We start from the raw sequence: 18508 nt of genomic DNA on the forward strand, positions 1-18508 counted from the left end.
CGATTCTCGCGCATCGCCGGAGTCCCCGCAGGGGCACCCCCGGATCATGGTGCCGCCGGGGGTGCGGCTCAGCTTTCGGGTACGCGTTCGGCGAGCTCGAGCCAGGCCTCCTCGACCTGGCCGCGCTCCTCCTGTACGGCCTTGAGCTGGGCGTCCAGCTCCATGATCTTGTCGTAGTCGTTGCCGTGCACGGCCAGGCTCTCGTTGATCTTGACGATGCGCTCGTCGAGCTTGGCCACCTGGCGTTCCAGCCGGGACAGGTCCTTGCGGGCGGCGCGCACCTCGGCCGCCGACATGCCGGACGTGGCCGCCGGGGCCTTGCCGCCGGTGGTCAGCAGCTCGCCGGGCGGGGCGGCCGGGTTGCCGGCCCGGGACAGGTATTCGTCGATGCCGCCGGGCAGGTGCACCAGCCGGCCGTCACCGAACATCCCGTACGCCGTGTCGGTCACGCGTTCGACCAGGTAGCGGTCGTGGCTGGCGACGATCATGGTGCCCGGCCACGAGTCGAGCAGGTCCTCCAGCGACGCCAGCGTGTCGGTGTCGAGGTCGTTGGTGGGCTCGTCGAGCAGCAGCACGTTGGGCTCGGCGGCCAGCAGCCGCAGCAGCTGCAGGCGCCGCCGCTCGCCGCCGGACAGGTCGCTGACCGGGGTCCAGATCCGCTTGTCGGTGAAGCCGAAGACCTCGGCGAGCTGGCCCGCGGAGAGCTCCCGGTCGCCGAGCTGCACACGCCGGGCGACCTCCTCGACCGCTTCGAGCAGCCGCAGGTGCCCGGGCAGCTCCCGGAGCTCCTGGGAGAGGAACGCGGCCCGCACCGTCGAGCCGGTCACCAGCCGCCCGCCGTCGGGCTTGGTGATCCCGGCGAGCAGGCGCAGCAGGGTGGTCTTGCCGGCGCCGTTGGCGCCCAGGATGGCGATCCGGTCGCCCGGACCGACCTGCCAGGTGAGGTTCTGGAAGATCGGCTTGGGGCCGGCCTGCAGGGTGACGTCCTCCAGGTCGTAGACCTGCTTGCCGAGCCGGGTGGTGGCCAGCCGCTGCAGGCTCACCTGGTCGCGGACCGGCGGCACGTCGGCGATCAGCGCGTTGGCGGCGTCGATGCGGAACTGCGGCTTCGAGGTGCGGGCGGGCGGGCCGCGGCGCAGCCAGGCGATCTCCTTGCGGAGCAGATTCTGCCGGCGGGACTCCACCGCGGCGGCGACCCGCAGGCGCTCGGCCCGGGACAGGGTCCAGGCCGCGTAGCCGCCCTCGTACGCGTAGACCTGCTCGTCGACGACCTCCCAGGTCGCGGTGCAGACGGCGTCGAGGAACCAGCGGTCGTGGGTGACCACGACGAGCGAGCCGCGCCGGCCGAGCAGGTAGCGGGCCAGCCAGTCGACGCCGGCCACGTCCAGGTGGTTGGTGGGCTCGTCGAGGATGAGCAGGTCGGACTCGCGTACCAGCAGGGCGGCCAGGGCGACCCGGCGGCGCTCGCCACCGGACATCGGCCCGACCGCGGTCTCCAGCCCGAGGTGACCCATGCCGAGGCCGCTGAGGATCTCGCGGACGCCGGCGTCGCCGGCCCACTCGTGCTCGGCGCCCATGCCCTCGCTGAGCCAGGCGGTGCCCAGCACGACATCGCGGACGGTCGCCTCGGGGGCGAGCGTCAGCGTCTGCGGAAGTGCGGCGACGCGCAGGTCACGGCGGTGCGTGACCCGGCCGGAGTCCGGCTCTTCGAGCTTGGCGAGCATGCGCAGCAGGGTGGACTTGCCGGCCCCGTTGAGGCCGACGATGCCCACCCGGGCGTCGTCGTCCAGCCCCAGGGAAACGTCGGTAAGCAGCTGACCGGCGGCTCCGTAGCCCTTGTTCACCCGGTCCAGATTGATGATGTTGGCCACGATGCCTCTAGGTTACCCGGGCCCCTGGCATCGGTCCGCGCGCGGTGAGGGCGGTGCGGCACACCCCGGCCTCGTTCAGGCGCGCGGCCACCCGTTCGGCGTGCGGGCCGTCGGTGGCGAGGAACACACAGGTGGGTCCGGAGCCGGAGACGATGCCCGCCACGGCACCCGCGTCGTAGCCGGCCTTGAGCACGTCGGCCAGGGCCGGGCGCAGCGACAGAGCCGCGGGTTGCAGGTCGTTGGCGAGCGCGGCGCCGAGCACCTCGGGTTTGCGCTGGCGCAGCGCGCCCATCAGCTCGTCCGCGCTCTCCAGCGCCGTGGGCGGCCACGCGCTGTCACGCAGCCGGTCCAGCTCGCGGTAGACCTCGGGGGTGGACAGCCCGCCGTCGGCGATGGCGACCACCCAGTGCCAGGTGGTCGGCCGGGCCAGGATCGGGCTGACGGTCTCGCCGTGCCCGGTGCCCAGGGCCGTGCCGCCGTGCAGCAGGAACGGCACGTCCGAGCCGAGCTCGGCGCCGATCTCGGCCAGTTCGTCCTTGCTGTAGCCGGTGCCCCAGAGCAGGTCGCAGGCGAGCAGCGTGGCGGCCGCGTCGGCGCTGCCGCCGGCCAGGCCGCCGGCGAGCGGGATCGACTTGCGCAGGTGCAGCCGGGCATGCGCGGGTACGCGCGCCTTGGCGGCCAGCGCCCGGGCAGCCCGCATGATCAGGTTGCTGTCGTCGAGGGCGAGCTCGCCGGCGCCCTCGCCTTCCATGGTCAGAGCGAGGGTGTCCCCACGGCGCGCGGTCAGCTCGTCGAACAGGCTGATCGCGTGGTAGACCGTGTTCAGCTCATGGAAGCCGTCGGCGCGCAGCGGGCCGACCCCGAGATGCAAGTTGATCTTCGAGGGCACGCGGACCTTCACCGGGCCGGCGAACCGGCGGGGCTTGTCGTCGTCCGGCCCCCACGCCTCCGTCACGGAGTGATGTCCGCGATCGGCAGCCGGATCTCGAACGGCGCCGTCAGCACCAGTTCCTCCGCTGAGTCTGCGACCAGCTCGTAGCTGCCGCCGACCAGGTCGTAGGCGAAGACGTGCACCGGGTCCTGCTCGATGCGCCAGTAATGCGGGATGCCGGCCGCGGCGTAGATGACGGGTTTCTCCATCCGATCGCGGCGCCTCGTGCCGGGTGAGACAACCTCCACCACGACAACGGTCTGGTCCGGCAGCAGAAAGTGATGCGTGAGCGTGAGCGGACGACGCAGGAGCAACACATCCGGTTCGAGGCTGTCTCTCAAGCCGACTGCCACGCCGACCGCGGTCGCCGGCTCGAAGTGGTCGGGCGCGTGCTGCCGCAACCACATCCACAGCAAGTTGCCGATTTGCTGATGACCGATTGATGGCGAGGGGACCACAATCATGACTCCGTCGCGGAGCTCGACGCGGGGGGCGTCTTCGGGCAGGGACAAGACGTCCTCGAGTGTGTAGGCCGCCATCCGCTGCTTGACCGGATCAAGGGTCCACATGACGCGACCTGCGGGTTGCGCTGTCATGAGTCCACCTCCTCGTGCCGCCTGCCGGACGCGCTGAGCTTACCGCCGTACCCCGGGCCGGTGGCGGCAGCCGCGATCGCGGCGAACTGCTGCACCGAGAGTGACTCGCCGCGGGCCTGCGGGCTGACCCCGGCGGTGACCAGGACCTTCTCGGCCTCTGCGGGGCCTCCGGCCCAGCCGGCCAGCGCGGCGCGCAGCGTCTTGCGGCGCTGGGCGAAGGCCGCGTCGACCACCTGGAAGACCGTCCGGCGGTCCACCCCGGCGGGCGGGGTACGGGCCGCGAACGCGACCAGGCCCGAATCCACGTTCGGCACCGGCCAGAACACCGCGGGCGGGACCTTGCCGGCCGCGCGCGCCTCGGCGTACCAGGCGAGTTTGACCGACGGGACGCCGTACACCTTCGAGCCGGGGCCGGCCACCAGCCGGTCCGCGACCTCCTTCTGCACCATCACCAGGCCGCCGCGCAGCGTCGGCAGCTCGGCCAGCAGGTGCAGCACGACCGGCACCGCCACGTTGTACGGCAGGTTCGCCACCAGCATCGTCGGCGCCGGCAGCAGCTCGGCCGCGCGGATACGCAACGCGTCGGCGTGGTGCACGGTCAGTCCGGCGACATCAGCGCGTTCGGCCACGGTCGCCGGCAGCGCGGCGGCGAGCACCGGGTCCAGCTCGACGGCGTGCACGTGCGCGGCCGTGCCGAGCAGTCCCAGCGTCAGCGAGCCCAGCCCGGGTCCGACCTCCAGGACCACGTCGTCGCTGGTCAGGGCGGCCGCGGCGACGATCCGGCGGACCGTGTTGGGGTCGTGCACGAAGTTCTGGCCGAGCTTCTTGGTCGGCGCGACGCCGAGGCGCGCGGCGAGCTCCCGGATCTCCGCCGGGCCGAGCAGTGCGTCAGCCATGAGGTCAGAGCCTACGGCCGCCGGGGAGTGACGGGACGGCACGGGGCAGCGGTGACCGGCCGGACACGGTAGAACGAGGTCATGACCGAGCTGCTCGAGCTGCGCGGCGTGGTGGAAGCCGCCCCGGACGACGTCGCCGGTGTGCTGCTCGACGCCCGGCCCGGTGGGCGCTCGCCGCTGGCCACGACCGGCTCGGCGACCCCGGCGCGCGGTGATGAGTTCACCGTCACTCTCGAGGGCAGCACCATCACGGTGACTCTCGACCGCGCCGCCCGCTCGGTCGTCCAGCAGGGCGAGTGGTGGTATCGCGGCGTGACCAGCGTCGAGCCGGACGAGCGCGGCTCGCTGGTGCTCTACCGCATCTTCAACGTGGCGCCGGGGCACCGCTGGGCGGTCCGGTTCGTCTCCCGGGGGCCGCTGGCGGCGGCGCCCACGGCGTTCGCCAAGCTGCTCGGCGGGCTGGGTGAGCAGCTCGACTGTGCCGCGTATCCGCTGGCCTGATCAGCGCCAGGGCCCGAAGGCGCGCTCGCCGTTGGCCGAGACGGCCGCGCAGAGCGCGTCCAGGTCGGTGCCGGTGGTCTCGGCCAGCGCCCGCATGGTGAGCGGGATCAGGTACGAGGCGTTGGGCCGTCCCCGGTACGGCACCGGCGTCAGGTACGGCGCATCGGTCTCCACCAGCAGCTGCCCGGGCGGGGTCAGCGCCGCGGCCTCGCGCAGGTGGCCGGCGCTGGCGAAGGTGACCGTCCCGGCGAAGCTGAGCAGGTAGCCGCGGCGCACGCACTCGGCGGCGAAGCCGGCGTCGCCGGAGAAGCAGTGCAGCACCACGACGTCCGGGGCGCCTTCCTCGTCGAGCACGCGCAGCACGTCGGCGTGCGCCTCGCGGTCGTGGATGATCAGCGGTTTGGCGTACCGCTTGGCGATCGCGATGTGGGCCCGGAAGCTGAGCTCCTGCGCGGCGCGTCCCTCGTCGCCGGTGCGGAAGGTGTCCAGGCCGGTCTCGCCGAGGCCGCGGACCCGGGGCTGGGCGGCGAGTGCCTCGATCTCGCGCAGCGCCTCGTCGAGGTCGGCCAGCCGCGGCGCCTCGTTCGGGTGCAGCGCCACGGCGGCCAGCACCGACGGGTTGCGCTCGGCCAGGTCGGCGCTCCACACCGAGGACGCCACGTCGACGCCGACCTGCAGCAGCCGGTCCACACCGGACTTGGCGGCCGCGTCGATCAGGGCCTGCACCGGGTCGTCGGCGCCGGCGCCGCCCGGGCCGCTCCCGCCGGGCACGCCGGCCTCGTGCACGGTGATGTCGAGGTGGGTGTGGCTGTCGAAGACCGGAACGGCCAGCGGCTCCGGCGCGGGCGGGAACTCACCCGCGCGCCGGGCTGCCCGCGCGCGCGATTCGGAAGGCTGAGGAGTGTTCATCGCTGTCCAGGATCACACAGCACCACGGGTAACCCGGCGTTCATCCTCAGTACACCCGCCGGGCCTAGTTTGCTCTCGTGACCGTGACCGGTGAGGCAGCCGACGTCGGTACCGACCCTCTCGAGCCGCCCCTGACGGCTCCGCTGCGCCGCGACCTGACCTGGGAACGCGTGCAGTCGATGGCCCAGTCGGCCGGCCACCGCGACGACGCGGTGCTGCAGCGGATCCGGGCCACTGCCGCCGTACGCCGCGGCACCCGGATGACCAAGGTGCTGTCCGCGGCCCAGTTCGCCGGTCACCTGGCCGGCTGGATGCCGTACGGCTTCTGTTACCGCGCCTGCGACATCGCCCACCTGCGCCTGCCCGCCGAGCTGGGCCTGCTGCGCACCGACGGGGCCGGCGACCCGGAGGTGGCGTACGCGCTGCGCTGGCGCGCGGTCGACCCGAGCGACTACGAGATCCCGATGGGCAACGTCCAGCCCGGTCTGTCCGCGTTGCCGGCCCACTCGCGGATCGGTCCGATGGTGCTGGGCACCGGCTTCACGCCGAGCACCGACGACCTGATCCCGGAGTTCGTCACCGCGGACTTCGCCGACCTGCCGCTGCCGGCGAACGCGCAGCTGCTGGCCTACCCGGGCACCGGCGACGAGGTGGTGCTGTACACGTACCAGCCGGAGCAGCACGGCTGGTTGCGGCTGGCCGGCCCGCGCTGGCGGCACCTGCTGGAGGGGCTGCCCGGGGTGAGCCCGGACCGCGAGTACGTGCCGTGCACCGACGCCGGCTCGGCCCGGCTGATCGGCCGGATCAACGATCACGAGTACCAGGCGGTGGCCGACCCGCCGGAGGAGTTCCGGGCCCGGGCGCTGACCCGCGCGGCCCGCTATCCGGTGACGACCCTGAGCCGACGGGCCGAGAAGGCCCTGTGGCGCACGGTCCCGTGCTGGGTGCTGCAGCGCGACGACAGCTGGGCCCGGCTGCGGCTGGTGCGCCCGGACGCCGACGCGGTCGCCGCCGTGGGGGCGCGCTGCTACGAACGCGGCGTCTACGAGGTGTGGGCGCCGATGCGGGAGCTGGCCGACCACCACATCGCCGAGTTGCCGTACCGGCTGGGACCGGCCTGAGCACACGGAGAAGGGGCCGGCATCAGCCGGCCCCTTTCGCGTACGAGGTGATCAGCTACGGGTGACCTTCGCCTTGACCGTGGCGAACTTGCCCCAGTTGCTGGACACGTCCTGAGTCGACGCGTCGACCCACAGCGTGCCCTTGGCCACGCCCTTCAGCCGCAGGGTCCACTTGCCCTTCTTGGCCTTCACGTAGTGCGCCACGCAGTACTTCTCGGCCTGCGCGTCGGTCTTGACCAGCTTCCAGGTCTGGTTCGAGCTGTAGCAGTAGTACTTGCTGCCGGTCAGGCGGGAGGCGAACACCGCGACGCGGTACACGCCGGAGCCCTTGTCCTTGGCCGTGCCGGTGGCGTACTTCCAGCTCTTGATCCGGTTGCTGTTCTTCGGCTTCTTGACGGTGGTGGTCGGCTTCCAGCCGTCCGGCTTCACCGTGACCTTGCCCACCACGATGGGCGACGAGGCGCCGTACTTGTTGTAGAAGGTCGCCTTCGACGTGACGGCTCCCCGGATGTAGCTGCCGTTCGTACGGGTGTAGTAGTACATCCAGGCGCTCTGGTTCTTGCCCTTGAGCGTCACCACCCAGCCGTCGCCCTGGTTGAAGACGATCTTCGTGGTGCCGTTCGGCACGTTGGAGAACGTGACCATGAACGGCTCGTGCGCCCAGACCGTGGTCTTGCTGAACTTGAACTTGCCCGGCGTCGTGATGGTGACGGTCGAGGTGGCCGTGCTGGTGTTGCCGGCGGCGTCCGAGTAGGTCACCGTGACCGTGAACTTGCCGTTCTTGGTGTACTTGTGGGTGTACTGCGCCGTGTCCGCCGCGAGCGGGGTCGACGTGCCGTCACCCCAGGCCGCGACGCGGGTGACCTGCTCCGGAGCGCTGGTGTCGTCAGTGACCGCACCCTGGGTGAGGCTGACCGACTGACCGATCCACAGCGCCCGCGAGTTCAGCGAGAACTTGCCGACCGGGGCGGCCGTGTCCGGCGCCGGCTCCACGGTGTCCGTCGGATCCGGGGTCGGTTCGGTCGTGTCCGTCGGGTCCGGGGTCGGTTCGGTCGTGTCCGTCGGATCCGGGGTGGGTTCCACAGTGTCGGTGGGGTCCGGCGTCGGCTCGTCCTGCGCCGCGGCGGAGTCCGCCGACGTCGGCTGCGGGAGGTTGGGATCGGCCGAGGCGGGTCCGGCGATCAGGCTGCCGCCGGCCACCAGTGCGCCGCTGATGGCGAAGGCCAGCAGCGGGCGCGAAAGACGTGAGTTCATCAAGCTCCTTCGAGGGGTCGACCCCACGATGGAGACGCGTCACCGGTACGGCGGCAACGTCAGGACGCCGCCGTACCGATGAAACGCTTGCGTATCCCCCGTGGTTCGCGCTGAAGGTACCCGACGACCACAAGACTGATCAATCCGTTAAGGGGTCAGGAACCGAGGCGTTCCAGTTCCTCCTCGACGACCGACGGGTCGAGCTTGCGGAAGACCGGCTTCGGCGGGGCCAGCGGCGTGCCGGCCACCAGCGGCACCGACTCCCACCGGGCGCCGACCGTGTAGTCGCCGGTGAGCACCGGGTAACCCGGGCCGCCGTCGAGGTCGTCCACCTCCACGATGGACGGCATGGGCGCGTGCACCCCGGTGCCGCCGAGCAGTTCGTGCACCTTCTGCGCCGAGTGCGGCAGGAACGGCGTCAGCAGCGTGTTCAGGTCGCTGATGGCCTGCAGCGCGGTGGCCAGTACCGTGCCCATCCGCGGCTTGGACGCCTCGTCCTTGAGCTTCCACGGCGCCTGGTCGGAGAGGTACTTGTTGGCCTCGGCGACCAGCCGCATGGCCTCGCCGATCGCGGCCTTCTGCCGGTGCTTGCCGATCAGCTCACCGACGCTGGTGAAGCCCTCGCGCACCGAGGCCAGCAGGGCCAGGTCCTCCGGCTGCGGGTCGGCCGCCGGCGGGATCGCGCCGAAGTTCTTCGCGGCCATCGAGATCGACCGGTTGACCAGGTTGCCCCAGCCGGCGACCAGCTCGTCGTTGTTGCGCCGGACGAACTCGGCCCAGGTGAAGTCGGTGTCGTTGGACTCCGGGCCGGCGGCCGCGATGAAGTAGCGCAGGGCGTCGGCGTCGTAGCGCTCCAGGAAGTCGCGGACGTAGATGACGACCTTGCGCGACGAGGAGAACTTGCGGCCCTCCATGGTCAGGTACTCGCTGGAGACGACCTCGGTGGGCAGGTTGAGCGCGCCGAGCGAGCCCGGCTCACCGCCCTTGTCGCCGGTGCCCGAGTAGCCGAGCAGCAGCGACGGCCAGATCACCGAGTGGAAGACGATGTTGTCCTTGCCCATGAAGTAGTAGCCGAGTGCGTCCTTGCCCTGCGCGTCGGCCGACCACCACTGCCGCCACGCCTCCGGGTCCCCGGAACGGCGGGCCCACTCGATGGACGCCGACAGGTAGCCGATGACCGCGTCGAACCACACGTAGATGCGCTTGTCCGGCCGGTCCCGCCAGCCGTCCAGCGGGATCGGGATGCCCCACTCGAGATCCCGGGTGATCGCCCGCGGCTGCAGGTCGTCGAGCAGGTTGCGGGAGAACTTCAGCACGTTGGGGCGCCAGCCCTCGCGCGCGTCCAGCCACTTGCCCAGCGACTGGGCGAACGCCGGCAGGTCGAGGAAGAAGTGCTCGGTCTCGACGAACTGCGGCGTCTCGCCGTTGATCCGGGACCGGGGATTGATCAGCTGCTCGGGGTCGAGCTGGTTGCCGCAGTTGTCGCACTGGTCGCCGCGGGCGCTCTCGTAGCCGCAGATCGGACAGGTGCCCTCGATGTAGCGGTCCGGCAGGGTGCGGCCGGTCGACGGCGAGATCGCGCCCAGCGTCGTCTTGGCCACGATGTAACCGTTGGCGTGCAGGCCGGTGAACAGCTCCTGCACGACGGCGTAGTGGTTGCCGGTGGTGGTCCGGGTGAACAGGTCGTACGACAGGCCGAGGCCGTGCAGGTCCTCGACGATCACCCGGTTGTAGCGGTCGGCGAGCTCACGGGGCGTCACCCCGTCCGCGTCGGCCTGGACCTGGATCGGCGTGCCGTGCTCGTCGGTCCCCGAGACCATGAGCACGTCGTGCCCGGACATCCGCATGTACCGGCTGAAAACGTCGGAGGGCACCCCGAAGCCGGAGACATGACCGATGTGGCGCGGGCCGTTGGCGTAGGGCCAGGCGACCGCGGCGAGAACGTGGCTCATAAGCACCAAGCGTAGTGACCTCGGCTTCCGGCCTGCGAACGGCTGGCGGACCGCCCTTTTTGTCCCGACACGCCCCGCATCTCCCTGATCACCACGGAAACCCGTAGTCCAATGGGAGCCATGACGGGTGACGCGCCACAGCCTGGGGAAACATCCCGCGACGACGGCAGCCCGTGGTCGCACGCGGACCCCGCCTCCCCGTGGTGGCGCGCCGACGAGCAGGACGCCGGCGGCGACCGTCCCCGGGCCCAGCGCCGGCGGGCCACCCCGGCGGCGGGCGCGCCCTCCGCGACGCCGACCCTGGACCCGCCGCAGCCTGGTCAGCACACCGGCGAGGCCGCCGAGGCCCATCGGGCCGGGGCGCAGGACGTGCGCGCGGCCCTGACCAGCGAGGCACCGCGCCAGGCGGCCCACGAGCCCGCCGTCCGCGAGCCGGGAGGCCGCGAGCCCGCCGTCCGCGAGCCGGGAGGCCACGAGCCCGCCGTCCGCGAGCCGGAAGGCCGCGAGCCCGCCGTCCGCGAGCCCGGAGGCCGCGAGCCCGGAGGCCGCGAGCCCGGAGGCCGCGAGCCGGGAGGCCGCGAGCCCGGGCCCAGCAGGCCCGGAGGCCGCGAGCCCGCTGGGCCGAGGCACGCCCAGCCACAGCCTGCCCCGCACCAGCCGACCCACCACGAGCCCGTCACGCAGCAGCCGGCGTCGCCACTGCCGGCCGCGCAGCAACCGCGGTCGCCGCAGCCGACGACGCGAACGCCGGTCGCGCAACCGCCGTCGGAGCGGAATCAGGCCACGCTGAAGGAAACGTCCGCCACGGCGACCCCGGCCAAGGCAACCGCGGCCGAAGCCACACCCGCCACGACCGGGGGGCCGGCGAGCGACAAGGCCACCGAGCAGCACCACGACCGGGTGGACGCCGAACGGTTCAACACCGCAGGCCAGGGCACCGTCTACGCGACCCGCAACCGGGTCGAGCCGGCCAAGCCCGTCCAGCCGGCCTGGCCCGCCCAGCCGGCCAAGCTCTCCCAGCCGGCCGAGCCCGCCACGCCCGCCACGCTTTCCCAGCCGGCCGAGCCCGCCACGCCCGCCAAGCCCGCCGAGCCCGCCGAGCCCGCCGAGCCGCAGCGTGAACCCACGATCGTCGACGAGTTGAGCGCCGTACCGGCCGAGCCGCCGCCGGCCGAGGTCACCCCCGAGGTGATGGTCCTGCCCGAACCGGACCGCAACCGGCCGACCGTGGCCCTGGACCGCAGCGCCGTGCCCGGCCAGCCGCCCACCGCGCTGTCCCGGCTGGGCCGCACCCGGCTGGACCCGGCCCGGGCCGACCGGGCCCTGCAGGACCGGGTACGCCAGGAGCGCACCGCCGCCCTGCTCGAGACCTCCCCGTTCTGGAAGGCCGAGGAGGAACGCCGTGCGCTGTCCTCGCCACCGGCCGAGATCCCGGCGCCCGGCGTCCGCAAGCGGGCCCGCCGCCACGCGCCGCAGCCCCGCCGTCCCGCCGGCGGCCTGTTCGGGCTGGTCGCCCTGGGGCTGATCGCCGCCTTCTTCGCCTGGGTCAGCGCCGAGCCGTTCTGGCTCGCTGTCGGGCACGGTGACCGGGGCTCGGCCACGGTCACCCGGTGCACCGGCTCGGGGGTGAGCCAGCGCTGCACCGGCCAGTTCACCCCGGCGAACGGGGCCTATCGGGTGGACCGGCTGGCGTTGTTCGGCGTCGAGCCGGGACAGCGCGTGCCCGGGACCAGCGCACCGGCCCGGATGGTGAGCAGCGAGAGCCGGCAGGCGTACGTCGGCAGCACCGGCATGCTGATGCACCTGCGCTGGGCGCTGAGCTTCGTGCTGGTGCTGCTGTGCGGGCTGGGCATCGCCGCGCTGACCGGGGCGCGGCGGCTGGACACCGCCCGGGCCCGGCGCGGGGCTGTGCTGGTCAGCCTGGCCGGACCGCTGGTCCTGCTGGCCGGTTTCCTCTTCACCACGTACTGACACGCGGGGCCGGCTGATGGGCGAGCTACTCGCGGGTGTGCACGAGGGCGTACACGTCGCGCTTGCGCAGCCCGTACATGTCCGCCACGGCCTGGATCGCGTCGCGCCGGGAGTCGCCCGCGGCCTCGCGCTCGACGACCGCCGCGCGCAGTTCGTCGTCGGCCGGCCGCTCGGCCGGCCCGGCGGGCGCCCCCGCCACCACCACGGTGATCTCGCCGCGCGGTCCGGCTTCGGCCGACCAGGCCGCCAGCTCACCGAGCGGGCCGCGTCGGATCTCCTCGTAGGTCTTGGTCAGCTCGCGGCAGACCGCCGCCTCGCGCTCGGCACCGAAGGCCCCGGCCAGGTCGCCGAGCGCCGCGGTGATCCGGTGCGGCGCCTCGAAGAAGACCAGCGTGCGGGGCTCGGTGGCCAACTCGCGCAGCCGCGACCGGCGGCCCGAGCCGCTGCGCGGCAGGAAACCCTCGAAGCAGAACCGGTCGCTGGGCAGCCCGGACAGGGCCAGGGCGGTGGTCACGGCGCTGGGCCCGGGAGCGGCGGTGACCGGGAAGCCCGCGTCCAGCGCGGCCCGGACCAGCCGGTAGCCCGGGTCGGAGACGCTCGGCATGCCGCCGTCGGTGACCACGGCGACGACCGCGCCGTCGCGCAGGGCCGCGACCAGATCGGGGGTACGGCGTTCCTCGTTGCCCTCGAAATACGACACGATCCGCCCGGCCACGGTCACCTCCAGATCCCGCGCCAGCCGCAGCAGCCGCCGGGTGTCCTCCGCCGCGACCACGTCCGCGCTCGCCAGGATCTCACGCAGCCTGGTGGACGCGTCGCCGGTGTTGCCCAGCGGCGCGCCGACCAGCACGACCCGGCCCGTACCCGTCTCCGCCACCCCGGAAGTCCATCACATGGCGACGCGCGGGCGCCGAGCGCCGTGGACTTGTCCCGCGGCCTACGATCGCGGGGTGACTTCGGCGACAGCTGAAACTGAGATCAGCGCAGACATCCCTGCGGACGAGCCACCGGACGCCACGGCGGCCACCGGCTCCGGGGGCGTGCCCGATGCGGTACGCCGCCGGCTGGCCACCCTCGACCGGTGGTGGAACCCGTACTCGTGGCTGGTCACCGGGGTGATCGTGGCGATCGCCGCGATCCTGCGGCTGGTCGGGCTGACCAAGCCGAAGGGGTACATCTTCGACGAGGTCTACTACCCGACCGACGCCTGGGACATGTTGCAGCACGGCGTGGAGTGGGACGAGAAGACCAACGGCCCCGCGTACGTGGTGCATCCCCCGCTGGGCAAGTGGCTGATCGCGCTGGGCGAGAAGGCGTTCGGCAACAACGAGCTGGGCTGGCGGATCTCGGGCGCGATCGCCGGCACCCTGATGATCCTGATCCTGATCCGGATCGCCTACCGGCTGTTCCACTCGATCGTGCTGGCCGGCATCGCGGGTCTGCTGATGACCCTGGACGGCTTCCAGCTGGTGCTGTCCCGCACGTCGCTGCTGGACATCTTCCTGGGGCTGTTCATCCTGGCCACCTTCGGGGCGCTGGTGCTGGACCGCGACCACTACCGCCGGCGCTGGCTCCGGGCTCTGGAGAACGGCTACGACCCGGCGAGCGCCCGCGGCCTGCCCCGCGTGTTCCCGTGGTGGCTGCTCGCCGCCGGGGTGCTCTTCGGCATGGCCTGCGGCGTCAAGTGGAGTGCGCTGTTCTTCGCGCCCTTCTACGGCCTGCTGGTGATCGTGTGGCGGACCCAGGCGCGGCGCTCGGCGGGCGTGCGCCGGCCTCTGCGGCGCGGCCTGCTCGGCGACCTCGGTTACCTGGTGCTGAGCTTCGTCCTGACGATCATCTTCTACCTGGCCTCGTGGACCGGCTGGTTCGTCACCGACACCGGGTACTTCCGGCACTACCGGGAGGCCAACGGGCTCAGCGAGCCGCCGATCCTGGGGCCCCTGCTGAACCTGCTGCACTACCACTCGGAGGCGTACAACTTCCACAGCGGACTGACCGACCGGCACGTGTACCAGTCCTGGCCCTGGCAGTGGCTGCTGCTGGGCCGTCCGGTGGCGTTCTACTGGAACGGCAACGGCAGCTGCGGGGCGCCGAGCTGCGCCGCCGAGATTCTGCTGCTGGGCACGCCGGTCCTGTGGTGGTCGTTCCTGCCCGCGCTGGCCGCGCTGGTCTGGTTCGGCATCGCCCGGCGGGACTGGCGGGCCTTCGCCATCGGTACGGGCGTGGTGGCCGGCCTGCTGCCGTGGTTCTACTTCGCGCTGGCCGACGGCCGGACCATGTTCGCGTTCTACGTGCTGCCGGCGCTGCCGTTCCTGATCCTGGCCGTCGTGTACGTGCTCGGCGCGATCATGACGCCACCGGACGGGATAGCCACGGGCGCCGGGCGTACGGACAGACAGCTGGTCGGCACGGTGGTGGCGGGCGTCTACGTGCTGCTGGTCGCCCTCTGCTTCGCGTACTTCTATCCGATCTTCGTGGGCCACCTGATCCCCTACGCCGACTGGTCGGCGCGGATGTGGCTCGGTGGCCGCTGGATCTAGCGACCGGATACGCGAAACGCCCGTCGCGGTCAGCGGCGGGCGTTTCTCGTGGAACAACTCCTGAGACAAGGTGCGCGCCCCGATCGCCTGCCACGGGGGAAGCGGGCGATAGAGGCGCGCATGAAGAAGCTTAACGACAGCCGATGGCGGACACAACGGGTGGACTTACTCAGTTGCCGGGAAAGTTGCCGCGGCTCGTCATCAGACTGTGACCAGGCGCGTACGTCGCGTCCGCCACTGACAAAAGGGGCAAAGCGCTATATTGGTTTTAATGTTACTTATCCCCTGGTGAAAGCCATTCGGATAATGGCTCGGACGACAGTCAGGAATGCGACAGCAATTCGTCGGCGAAAACGGCGTAACCTTTGCCTTCGGCGCCATTGCCCGCAGGTCAGCGCGGCTCGCGAAAATGTCACGCACACCATTTCCAGCAGGTCAAACGTGAAGCCTCACCGTTTCGGCTGATTCCGGTCCCACGTTCGGCGGTCATCAGTTCCGGTGACTGCCGTCAAGATCGCCGTAGATGTTTCTAAGCTCGCCGCGTGACATTGCAGGAGCCCCAAAACCCGCCAATCGCCGACGTCGACATGCCTGACACCGAGGTGATCGTCGTCGCGCATCCCTCGCCGGTGTTCGTGGACTCGACCGGCCGCCGCAGCCGCATGCTGCGCCGGGTCGCGTACGGCTTCGGTGCCCTCTGCATGGTCTACGGGGGACTCGTCAGCGTCAGTCTGGCCGGCGGACCGGTCAGCTCGAGCGCCGTCCTGCCCCTGCCCGACCTCGCCGACGGCGACGAGGAGGACCTGGTCGTGGCCCGGCCGAGCCCGGCTCCCGAGCCGGTCGCCGCCCGCACCAGCACCCCGCCGATCCTGGAGGTGCTTCCCCGGCGCGGGCTGCCGGTCGCCCAGCCACGGCAGGAGCGCGCGGTCACACCGCGCGCCACCGCGTCCTCCCGGCCGGCCCGCACGCCGGCGCCCCGGCCGACGACGAAGAAGCCCACGACGACCACGCCCAAGCCGGTCGAGTCGGCCACGACCAAGCCGACGACGCCGACGACCACCCCGACCTCCACCGAACCCACGCCTCCGCCGATCGCGCCGGTCCCCCCGGTGCCACCAGCTCCTCCGGCCGGCGGCGGCCAGGGTGGCGGCGGACAGACCGACGGCGGCCAGGGCAGCAGCGGCGGCCAAGACGGTGGCGGCCAAGGCAGCGGCGGCGGACAGGGCGGCGGTGGGCAGACCGACAGCGAGCCGGGCGGCGGCGGGAGCGGCGGGCAGGGCGGCGGCTCGGCGGACGAGCAGCCGGACACCAAGGCGCCCGAGGCACCCGCCCGGGAGGAGCCGGTCCCGCCCGCCGTGACCAGCCCGGTGAAGGTCTCCGTCCCGGTGGCCGGCAAGCCCGCAGTCACCGTCCGGGTCGGGGCGGCCGACGCCGGCGCCGACGCCACCGAGGAGCCGGAGCCCAGCGACGGGGACGCTGCATGACGCGCCCACCGGTCCGCCGTAACCGCAACCGCGGCCGCTCGCGCCGCCGGCTGCTGCCGCGCCCCCGGGTCCTGCTCGGCACGCTGCTGATCAGCCTGTTCGTCGGCGTGCTGGTGGTCCAGGCCTACATCAACGCCGAGTTCACCGGCGACCACGTCGAGTCCGAGGTCGGCGACCAGGCCGGCGTCCCGGCCGCCATCCGCAGCGGCGGGCCGATCATCAACACCACCGGCGGCCAGGAGAGCTCCAACCGGCTGCCGGAGCGCACCATCGCGCTCACCTTCGACGACGGTCCCGATCCGGAGTGGACGCCGCAGGTCCTCCAGGTGCTCAAGGAGAACGACGCGCACGGCACGTTCTTCGTCGTCGGTTCCGAGGTGGCCCGCAACCCGGAGCTGACCCGGAAGATCACCGCCGACGGCAACGAGCTGGGCCTGCACACGTTCACCCACCCGAACATGCAGCGGCTGGCCCCGTGGCGGCGCACCTTCGAGCTGTCGCAGACCCAGGTCGCCATCGCCCGCGCCGCGAACGTGCGCACCAACCTCGTGCGGTTCCCGTACTCGTCGAAACCGCAGGCCATCGACGACGTGAACTGGCGCATCGTCAAGGAGGCCGGCAAGCAGGGCTACCTGGTCGTGGTCAACGACCTGGACAGCGAGGACTGGCAGCGGCCCGGCGTCGCGCAGATCGTGCGCAACGCGACCCCACCGGCCGACAGCTCCGCGGTCATCCTGTTCCACGACGCGGGTGGCGACCGGTCCCAGACGCTGGCGGCGCTGCGAGTGTTCATCCCGATGATGAAGGAGCGCGGCTACCGGTTCACCACCGTCACCGAGGGCCTCAACCTGTCCATCGCGGACCAGGGCAAGGACAGCGCCGCGGCGGTGCCGCTGCTGCCGGTGAACCCCGAGGCCGGCAACACGGACCGGCTGCGCGGGGCGGGGCTGCTGTGGACCGTACGGCTGGCCGACGGCCTGGTCTGGGCCCTGGCCGGACTGTTCCTGGTGGTCGGGCTGCTGACCATCGGCCGTACGGCATTGCTGCTCGCCCTGGCCACCCGGCACGCCCGGCAGCGCCGCCGGCCCGGCTGGTCCTGGGGACCGCCGGTCACCGAACCGGTCTCGGTCATCGTGCCCGCCTACAACGAGAAGGAGGGCATCGAGGCCGCCGTCCGGTCGCTGGCCGGCGGCGACTACCCGGACGTCGAGGTGGTGGTGGTCGACGACGGCTCCACCGACGGCACCGCCGCGATCGTGGAGCGGCTCGGACTGCCCAACGTCCGGGTCATCCGGGTGCCCAACGGCGGCAAGGCGAACGCCCTGAACACCGGGATCGCGCTGGCCCGCCACGACCTCATCGTCACCGTCGACGGCGACACCATCTTCGAGCCGGACTCGATCCGGATGCTGGTGCAGCCGTTCGCCGATCCGGCGGTCGGCGCGGTGGCCGGCAACGTCAAGGTCGGCAACCGCCAGACGCTGGTCGCGGCCTGGCAGCACATCGAGTACGTGATCGGCTTCAACCTCGACCGCCGCCTGTACGAGGTGCTCAACTGCATGCCGACCGTGCCCGGGGCGATCGGCGCGTTCCGCCGTGCGGCGCTCGACCAGGTCGGCGGGATCAGCGACGAGACGCTGGCCGAGGACACCGACGTGACGATGGCGCTGTGCCGGGCCGGCTGGCGGGTCGTCTACGAGGAGCGGGCCAAGGCCTGGACCGAGGCGCCGACGACGCTGGAGCAGCTCTACCGCCAGCGGTACCGGTGGAGCTACGGGACCATGCAGGCGATGTGGAAGCACCGCCGGGCGCTGACCGACTCCGGCGACTCGGGCCGGTTCGGCCGGGTCGGGCTGCCGTTCCTCGCCCTGTTCGGGGTGGCGCTGCCGCTGCTGGCCCCGGTCATCGACATCATGCTGCTGTACGGCCTGGTGTTCTGGAAGCTCGGCGCGACGATGTCCGCCTGGGGGCTGATGCTGGCCCTGCAGCTGTTCACCGCGGCCGTGGCGTTCCGCTTCGACCACGAGTCGCTGCGCCCGCTCTGGCGCCTGCCGCTGCAACAGTTCGCGTACCGGCAGCTGATGTACCTGGTGTTGATCCAGTCCGCGGTGACCGCCATGACCGGCGGCCGGCTGCGGTGGCACAAGCTGCACCGCGCCGGGCTCACCGGCGCGCGCGACCTCGCCGCGGAGGCTCCGATGATCCCGTTGATCCCGTCCGGCGTGCCCAGCCAGGGCATCGCCCCCGCCGTCGACACCTGGCCGCCGGTGCTGGGTCAGGTGCACGACCCGGCCCACCCGGCGACGGGCCGCGCCACGGCACGTCCCCCGGTGCCGAGCCAGGCACCGGCGCCGTACGAGCCCGAAGACATGCCGTCAGCCGGCTCGCCCCCGGGCGGCGGTTCCGGCCCTGTGGTTACCCGCGGGGCCTGAGAAAGGGGTCTCGCACCCGCCCGAACTGCAGCCGGGCGGGTGCGGGGCCC

Annotated in this window: 14 protein-coding genes; 6 read left to right on the forward strand and 8 right to left on the reverse strand. The window is 72.3% G+C overall.

Going from position 1 to position 18508, the window contains the following annotated elements:
- Window positions 1-68: 68 nt before the first annotated feature.
- The 4 genes from Aau02nite_RS01260 to rsmA are packed head-to-tail and all read right to left on the reverse strand — an operon-like array spanning window position 69 to window position 4294.
- Complete coding sequence (locus Aau02nite_RS01260) at window positions 69-1871, reverse strand: ABC-F family ATP-binding cassette domain-containing protein (protein ID WP_212986410.1); 1803 nt, start codon at window positions 1869-1871, stop codon at window positions 69-71.
- A gap of 7 nt (window positions 1872-1878) precedes the next feature.
- On the reverse strand, window positions 1879-2826 hold the full coding sequence (locus Aau02nite_RS01265; RefSeq protein WP_212986411.1) for a 4-(cytidine 5'-diphospho)-2-C-methyl-D-erythritol kinase: 948 nt from the start codon (window positions 2824-2826) through the stop codon (window positions 1879-1881).
- A complete protein-coding gene (locus Aau02nite_RS01270) occupies window positions 2823-3398 on the reverse strand; it encodes a Uma2 family endonuclease (protein WP_212986412.1) in 576 nt (191 codons plus the stop codon). Before Aau02nite_RS01270 ends, Aau02nite_RS01265 begins: the two co-directional genes overlap by 4 nt.
- Window positions 3395-4294: a 16S rRNA (adenine(1518)-N(6)/adenine(1519)-N(6))-dimethyltransferase RsmA gene (rsmA, locus tag Aau02nite_RS01275; protein ID WP_212986413.1), complete on the reverse strand. Its 900-nt coding sequence runs from the start codon at window positions 4292-4294 to the stop codon at window positions 3395-3397. The genes Aau02nite_RS01270 and rsmA overlap by 4 nt, the downstream gene beginning before the upstream one ends.
- 81 nt (window positions 4295-4375) lie before the next feature.
- Between rsmA and Aau02nite_RS01280 the strand changes: the two genes are divergently transcribed.
- A complete protein-coding gene (locus Aau02nite_RS01280; RefSeq protein WP_212986414.1) occupies window positions 4376-4795 on the forward strand; it encodes a hypothetical protein in 420 nt (139 codons plus the stop codon).
- On the opposite strand, the gene Aau02nite_RS01285 is transcribed toward Aau02nite_RS01280, so the two are convergent.
- Window positions 4796-5704, reverse strand: coding sequence for a TatD family hydrolase (locus Aau02nite_RS01285; protein ID WP_212986415.1), 909 nt, complete (start codon window positions 5702-5704; stop codon window positions 4796-4798). It abuts the gene before it with no gap.
- A gap of 77 nt (window positions 5705-5781) precedes the next feature.
- On the opposite strand from Aau02nite_RS01285, the gene Aau02nite_RS01290 reads away from it, so the two are divergent.
- Window positions 5782-6825 (forward strand): hypothetical protein, encoded by a 1044-nt coding sequence (locus Aau02nite_RS01290; protein WP_212986416.1) that lies wholly within the window; start codon window positions 5782-5784, stop codon window positions 6823-6825.
- Window positions 6826-6876: 51 nt separating this feature from the next.
- Here Aau02nite_RS01290 and Aau02nite_RS01295 read toward each other — a convergent pair whose 3' ends face one another.
- Both Aau02nite_RS01295 and metG read right to left on the reverse strand, forming a co-directional pair.
- A complete protein-coding gene (locus Aau02nite_RS01295) occupies window positions 6877-8079 on the reverse strand; it encodes a PKD domain-containing protein (protein WP_212986417.1) in 1203 nt (400 codons plus the stop codon).
- Window positions 8080-8234: 155 nt separating this feature from the next.
- On the reverse strand, window positions 8235-10031 hold the full coding sequence (gene metG, locus Aau02nite_RS01300) for a methionine--tRNA ligase (protein ID WP_212986418.1): 1797 nt from the start codon (window positions 10029-10031) through the stop codon (window positions 8235-8237).
- 120 nt (window positions 10032-10151) lie between these two features.
- On the opposite strand from metG, the gene Aau02nite_RS01305 reads away from it, so the two are divergent.
- Window positions 10152-12002 carry a hypothetical protein gene (locus Aau02nite_RS01305; RefSeq protein WP_212986419.1) on the forward strand — a complete coding sequence of 617 codons (1851 nt, stop codon included), beginning with the start codon at window positions 10152-10154 and terminating at the stop codon, window positions 12000-12002.
- 25 nt (window positions 12003-12027) lie between these two features.
- Here the strand turns inward: Aau02nite_RS01305 and rsmI are convergent, their stop codons facing one another.
- On the reverse strand, window positions 12028-12879 hold the full coding sequence (gene rsmI, locus Aau02nite_RS01310; RefSeq protein ID WP_212986420.1) for a 16S rRNA (cytidine(1402)-2'-O)-methyltransferase: 852 nt from the start codon (window positions 12877-12879) through the stop codon (window positions 12028-12030).
- A 16-nt stretch (window positions 12880-12895) separates the two neighbouring features.
- On the opposite strand from rsmI, the gene Aau02nite_RS01315 reads away from it, so the two are divergent.
- From Aau02nite_RS01315 to Aau02nite_RS01325, 3 genes are all read left to right on the forward strand, one after another.
- Window positions 12896-14542 (forward strand): dolichyl-phosphate-mannose--protein mannosyltransferase, encoded by a 1647-nt coding sequence (locus Aau02nite_RS01315; protein WP_212986421.1) that lies wholly within the window; start codon window positions 12896-12898, stop codon window positions 14540-14542.
- Window positions 14543-15084: 542 nt separating this feature from the next.
- A complete protein-coding gene (locus Aau02nite_RS01320; protein ID WP_212986422.1) occupies window positions 15085-16026 on the forward strand; it encodes a hypothetical protein in 942 nt (313 codons plus the stop codon).
- Window positions 16023-18458, forward strand: coding sequence for a bifunctional polysaccharide deacetylase/glycosyltransferase family 2 protein (locus Aau02nite_RS01325; protein WP_212986423.1), 2436 nt, complete (start codon window positions 16023-16025; stop codon window positions 18456-18458). The genes Aau02nite_RS01320 and Aau02nite_RS01325 overlap by 4 nt, the downstream gene beginning before the upstream one ends.
- Window positions 18459-18508 lie beyond the last annotated feature (50 nt).

Source organism: Actinoplanes auranticolor (assembly GCF_018332655.1).
Lineage (GTDB): Bacteria > Actinomycetota > Actinomycetes > Mycobacteriales > Micromonosporaceae > Actinoplanes > Actinoplanes auranticolor.

What these genes read in the sequence shown, in the direction of transcription:
- Aau02nite_RS01270 (WP_212986412.1), bottom strand. Translation starts at nt 3,398, where the DNA reads ATGACAGCGCAACCCGCAGGTCGCGTCATGTGGACCCTTGATCCGGTC.
- rsmA (WP_212986413.1), bottom strand. Translation starts at nt 4,294, where the DNA reads ATGGCTGACGCACTGCTCGGCCCGGCGGAGATCCGGGAGCTCGCCGCG.
- Aau02nite_RS01280 (WP_212986414.1), top strand. Translation starts at nt 4,376, where the DNA reads ATGACCGAGCTGCTCGAGCTGCGCGGCGTGGTGGAAGCCGCCCCGGAC.
- Aau02nite_RS01285 (WP_212986415.1), bottom strand. Translation starts at nt 5,704, where the DNA reads ATGAACACTCCTCAGCCTTCCGAATCGCGCGCGCGGGCAGCCCGGCGC.
- Aau02nite_RS01295 (WP_212986417.1), bottom strand. Translation starts at nt 8,079, where the DNA reads ATGAACTCACGTCTTTCGCGCCCGCTGCTGGCCTTCGCCATCAGCGGC.
- metG (WP_212986418.1), bottom strand. Translation starts at nt 10,031, where the DNA reads ATGAGCCACGTTCTCGCCGCGGTCGCCTGGCCCTACGCCAACGGCCCG.
- Aau02nite_RS01305 (WP_212986419.1), top strand. Translation starts at nt 10,152, where the DNA reads ATGACGGGTGACGCGCCACAGCCTGGGGAAACATCCCGCGACGACGGC.
- Aau02nite_RS01315 (WP_212986421.1), top strand. Translation starts at nt 12,896, where the DNA reads ATGGCGACGCGCGGGCGCCGAGCGCCGTGGACTTGTCCCGCGGCCTAC.
- Aau02nite_RS01325 (WP_212986423.1), top strand. Translation starts at nt 16,023, where the DNA reads ATGACGCGCCCACCGGTCCGCCGTAACCGCAACCGCGGCCGCTCGCGC.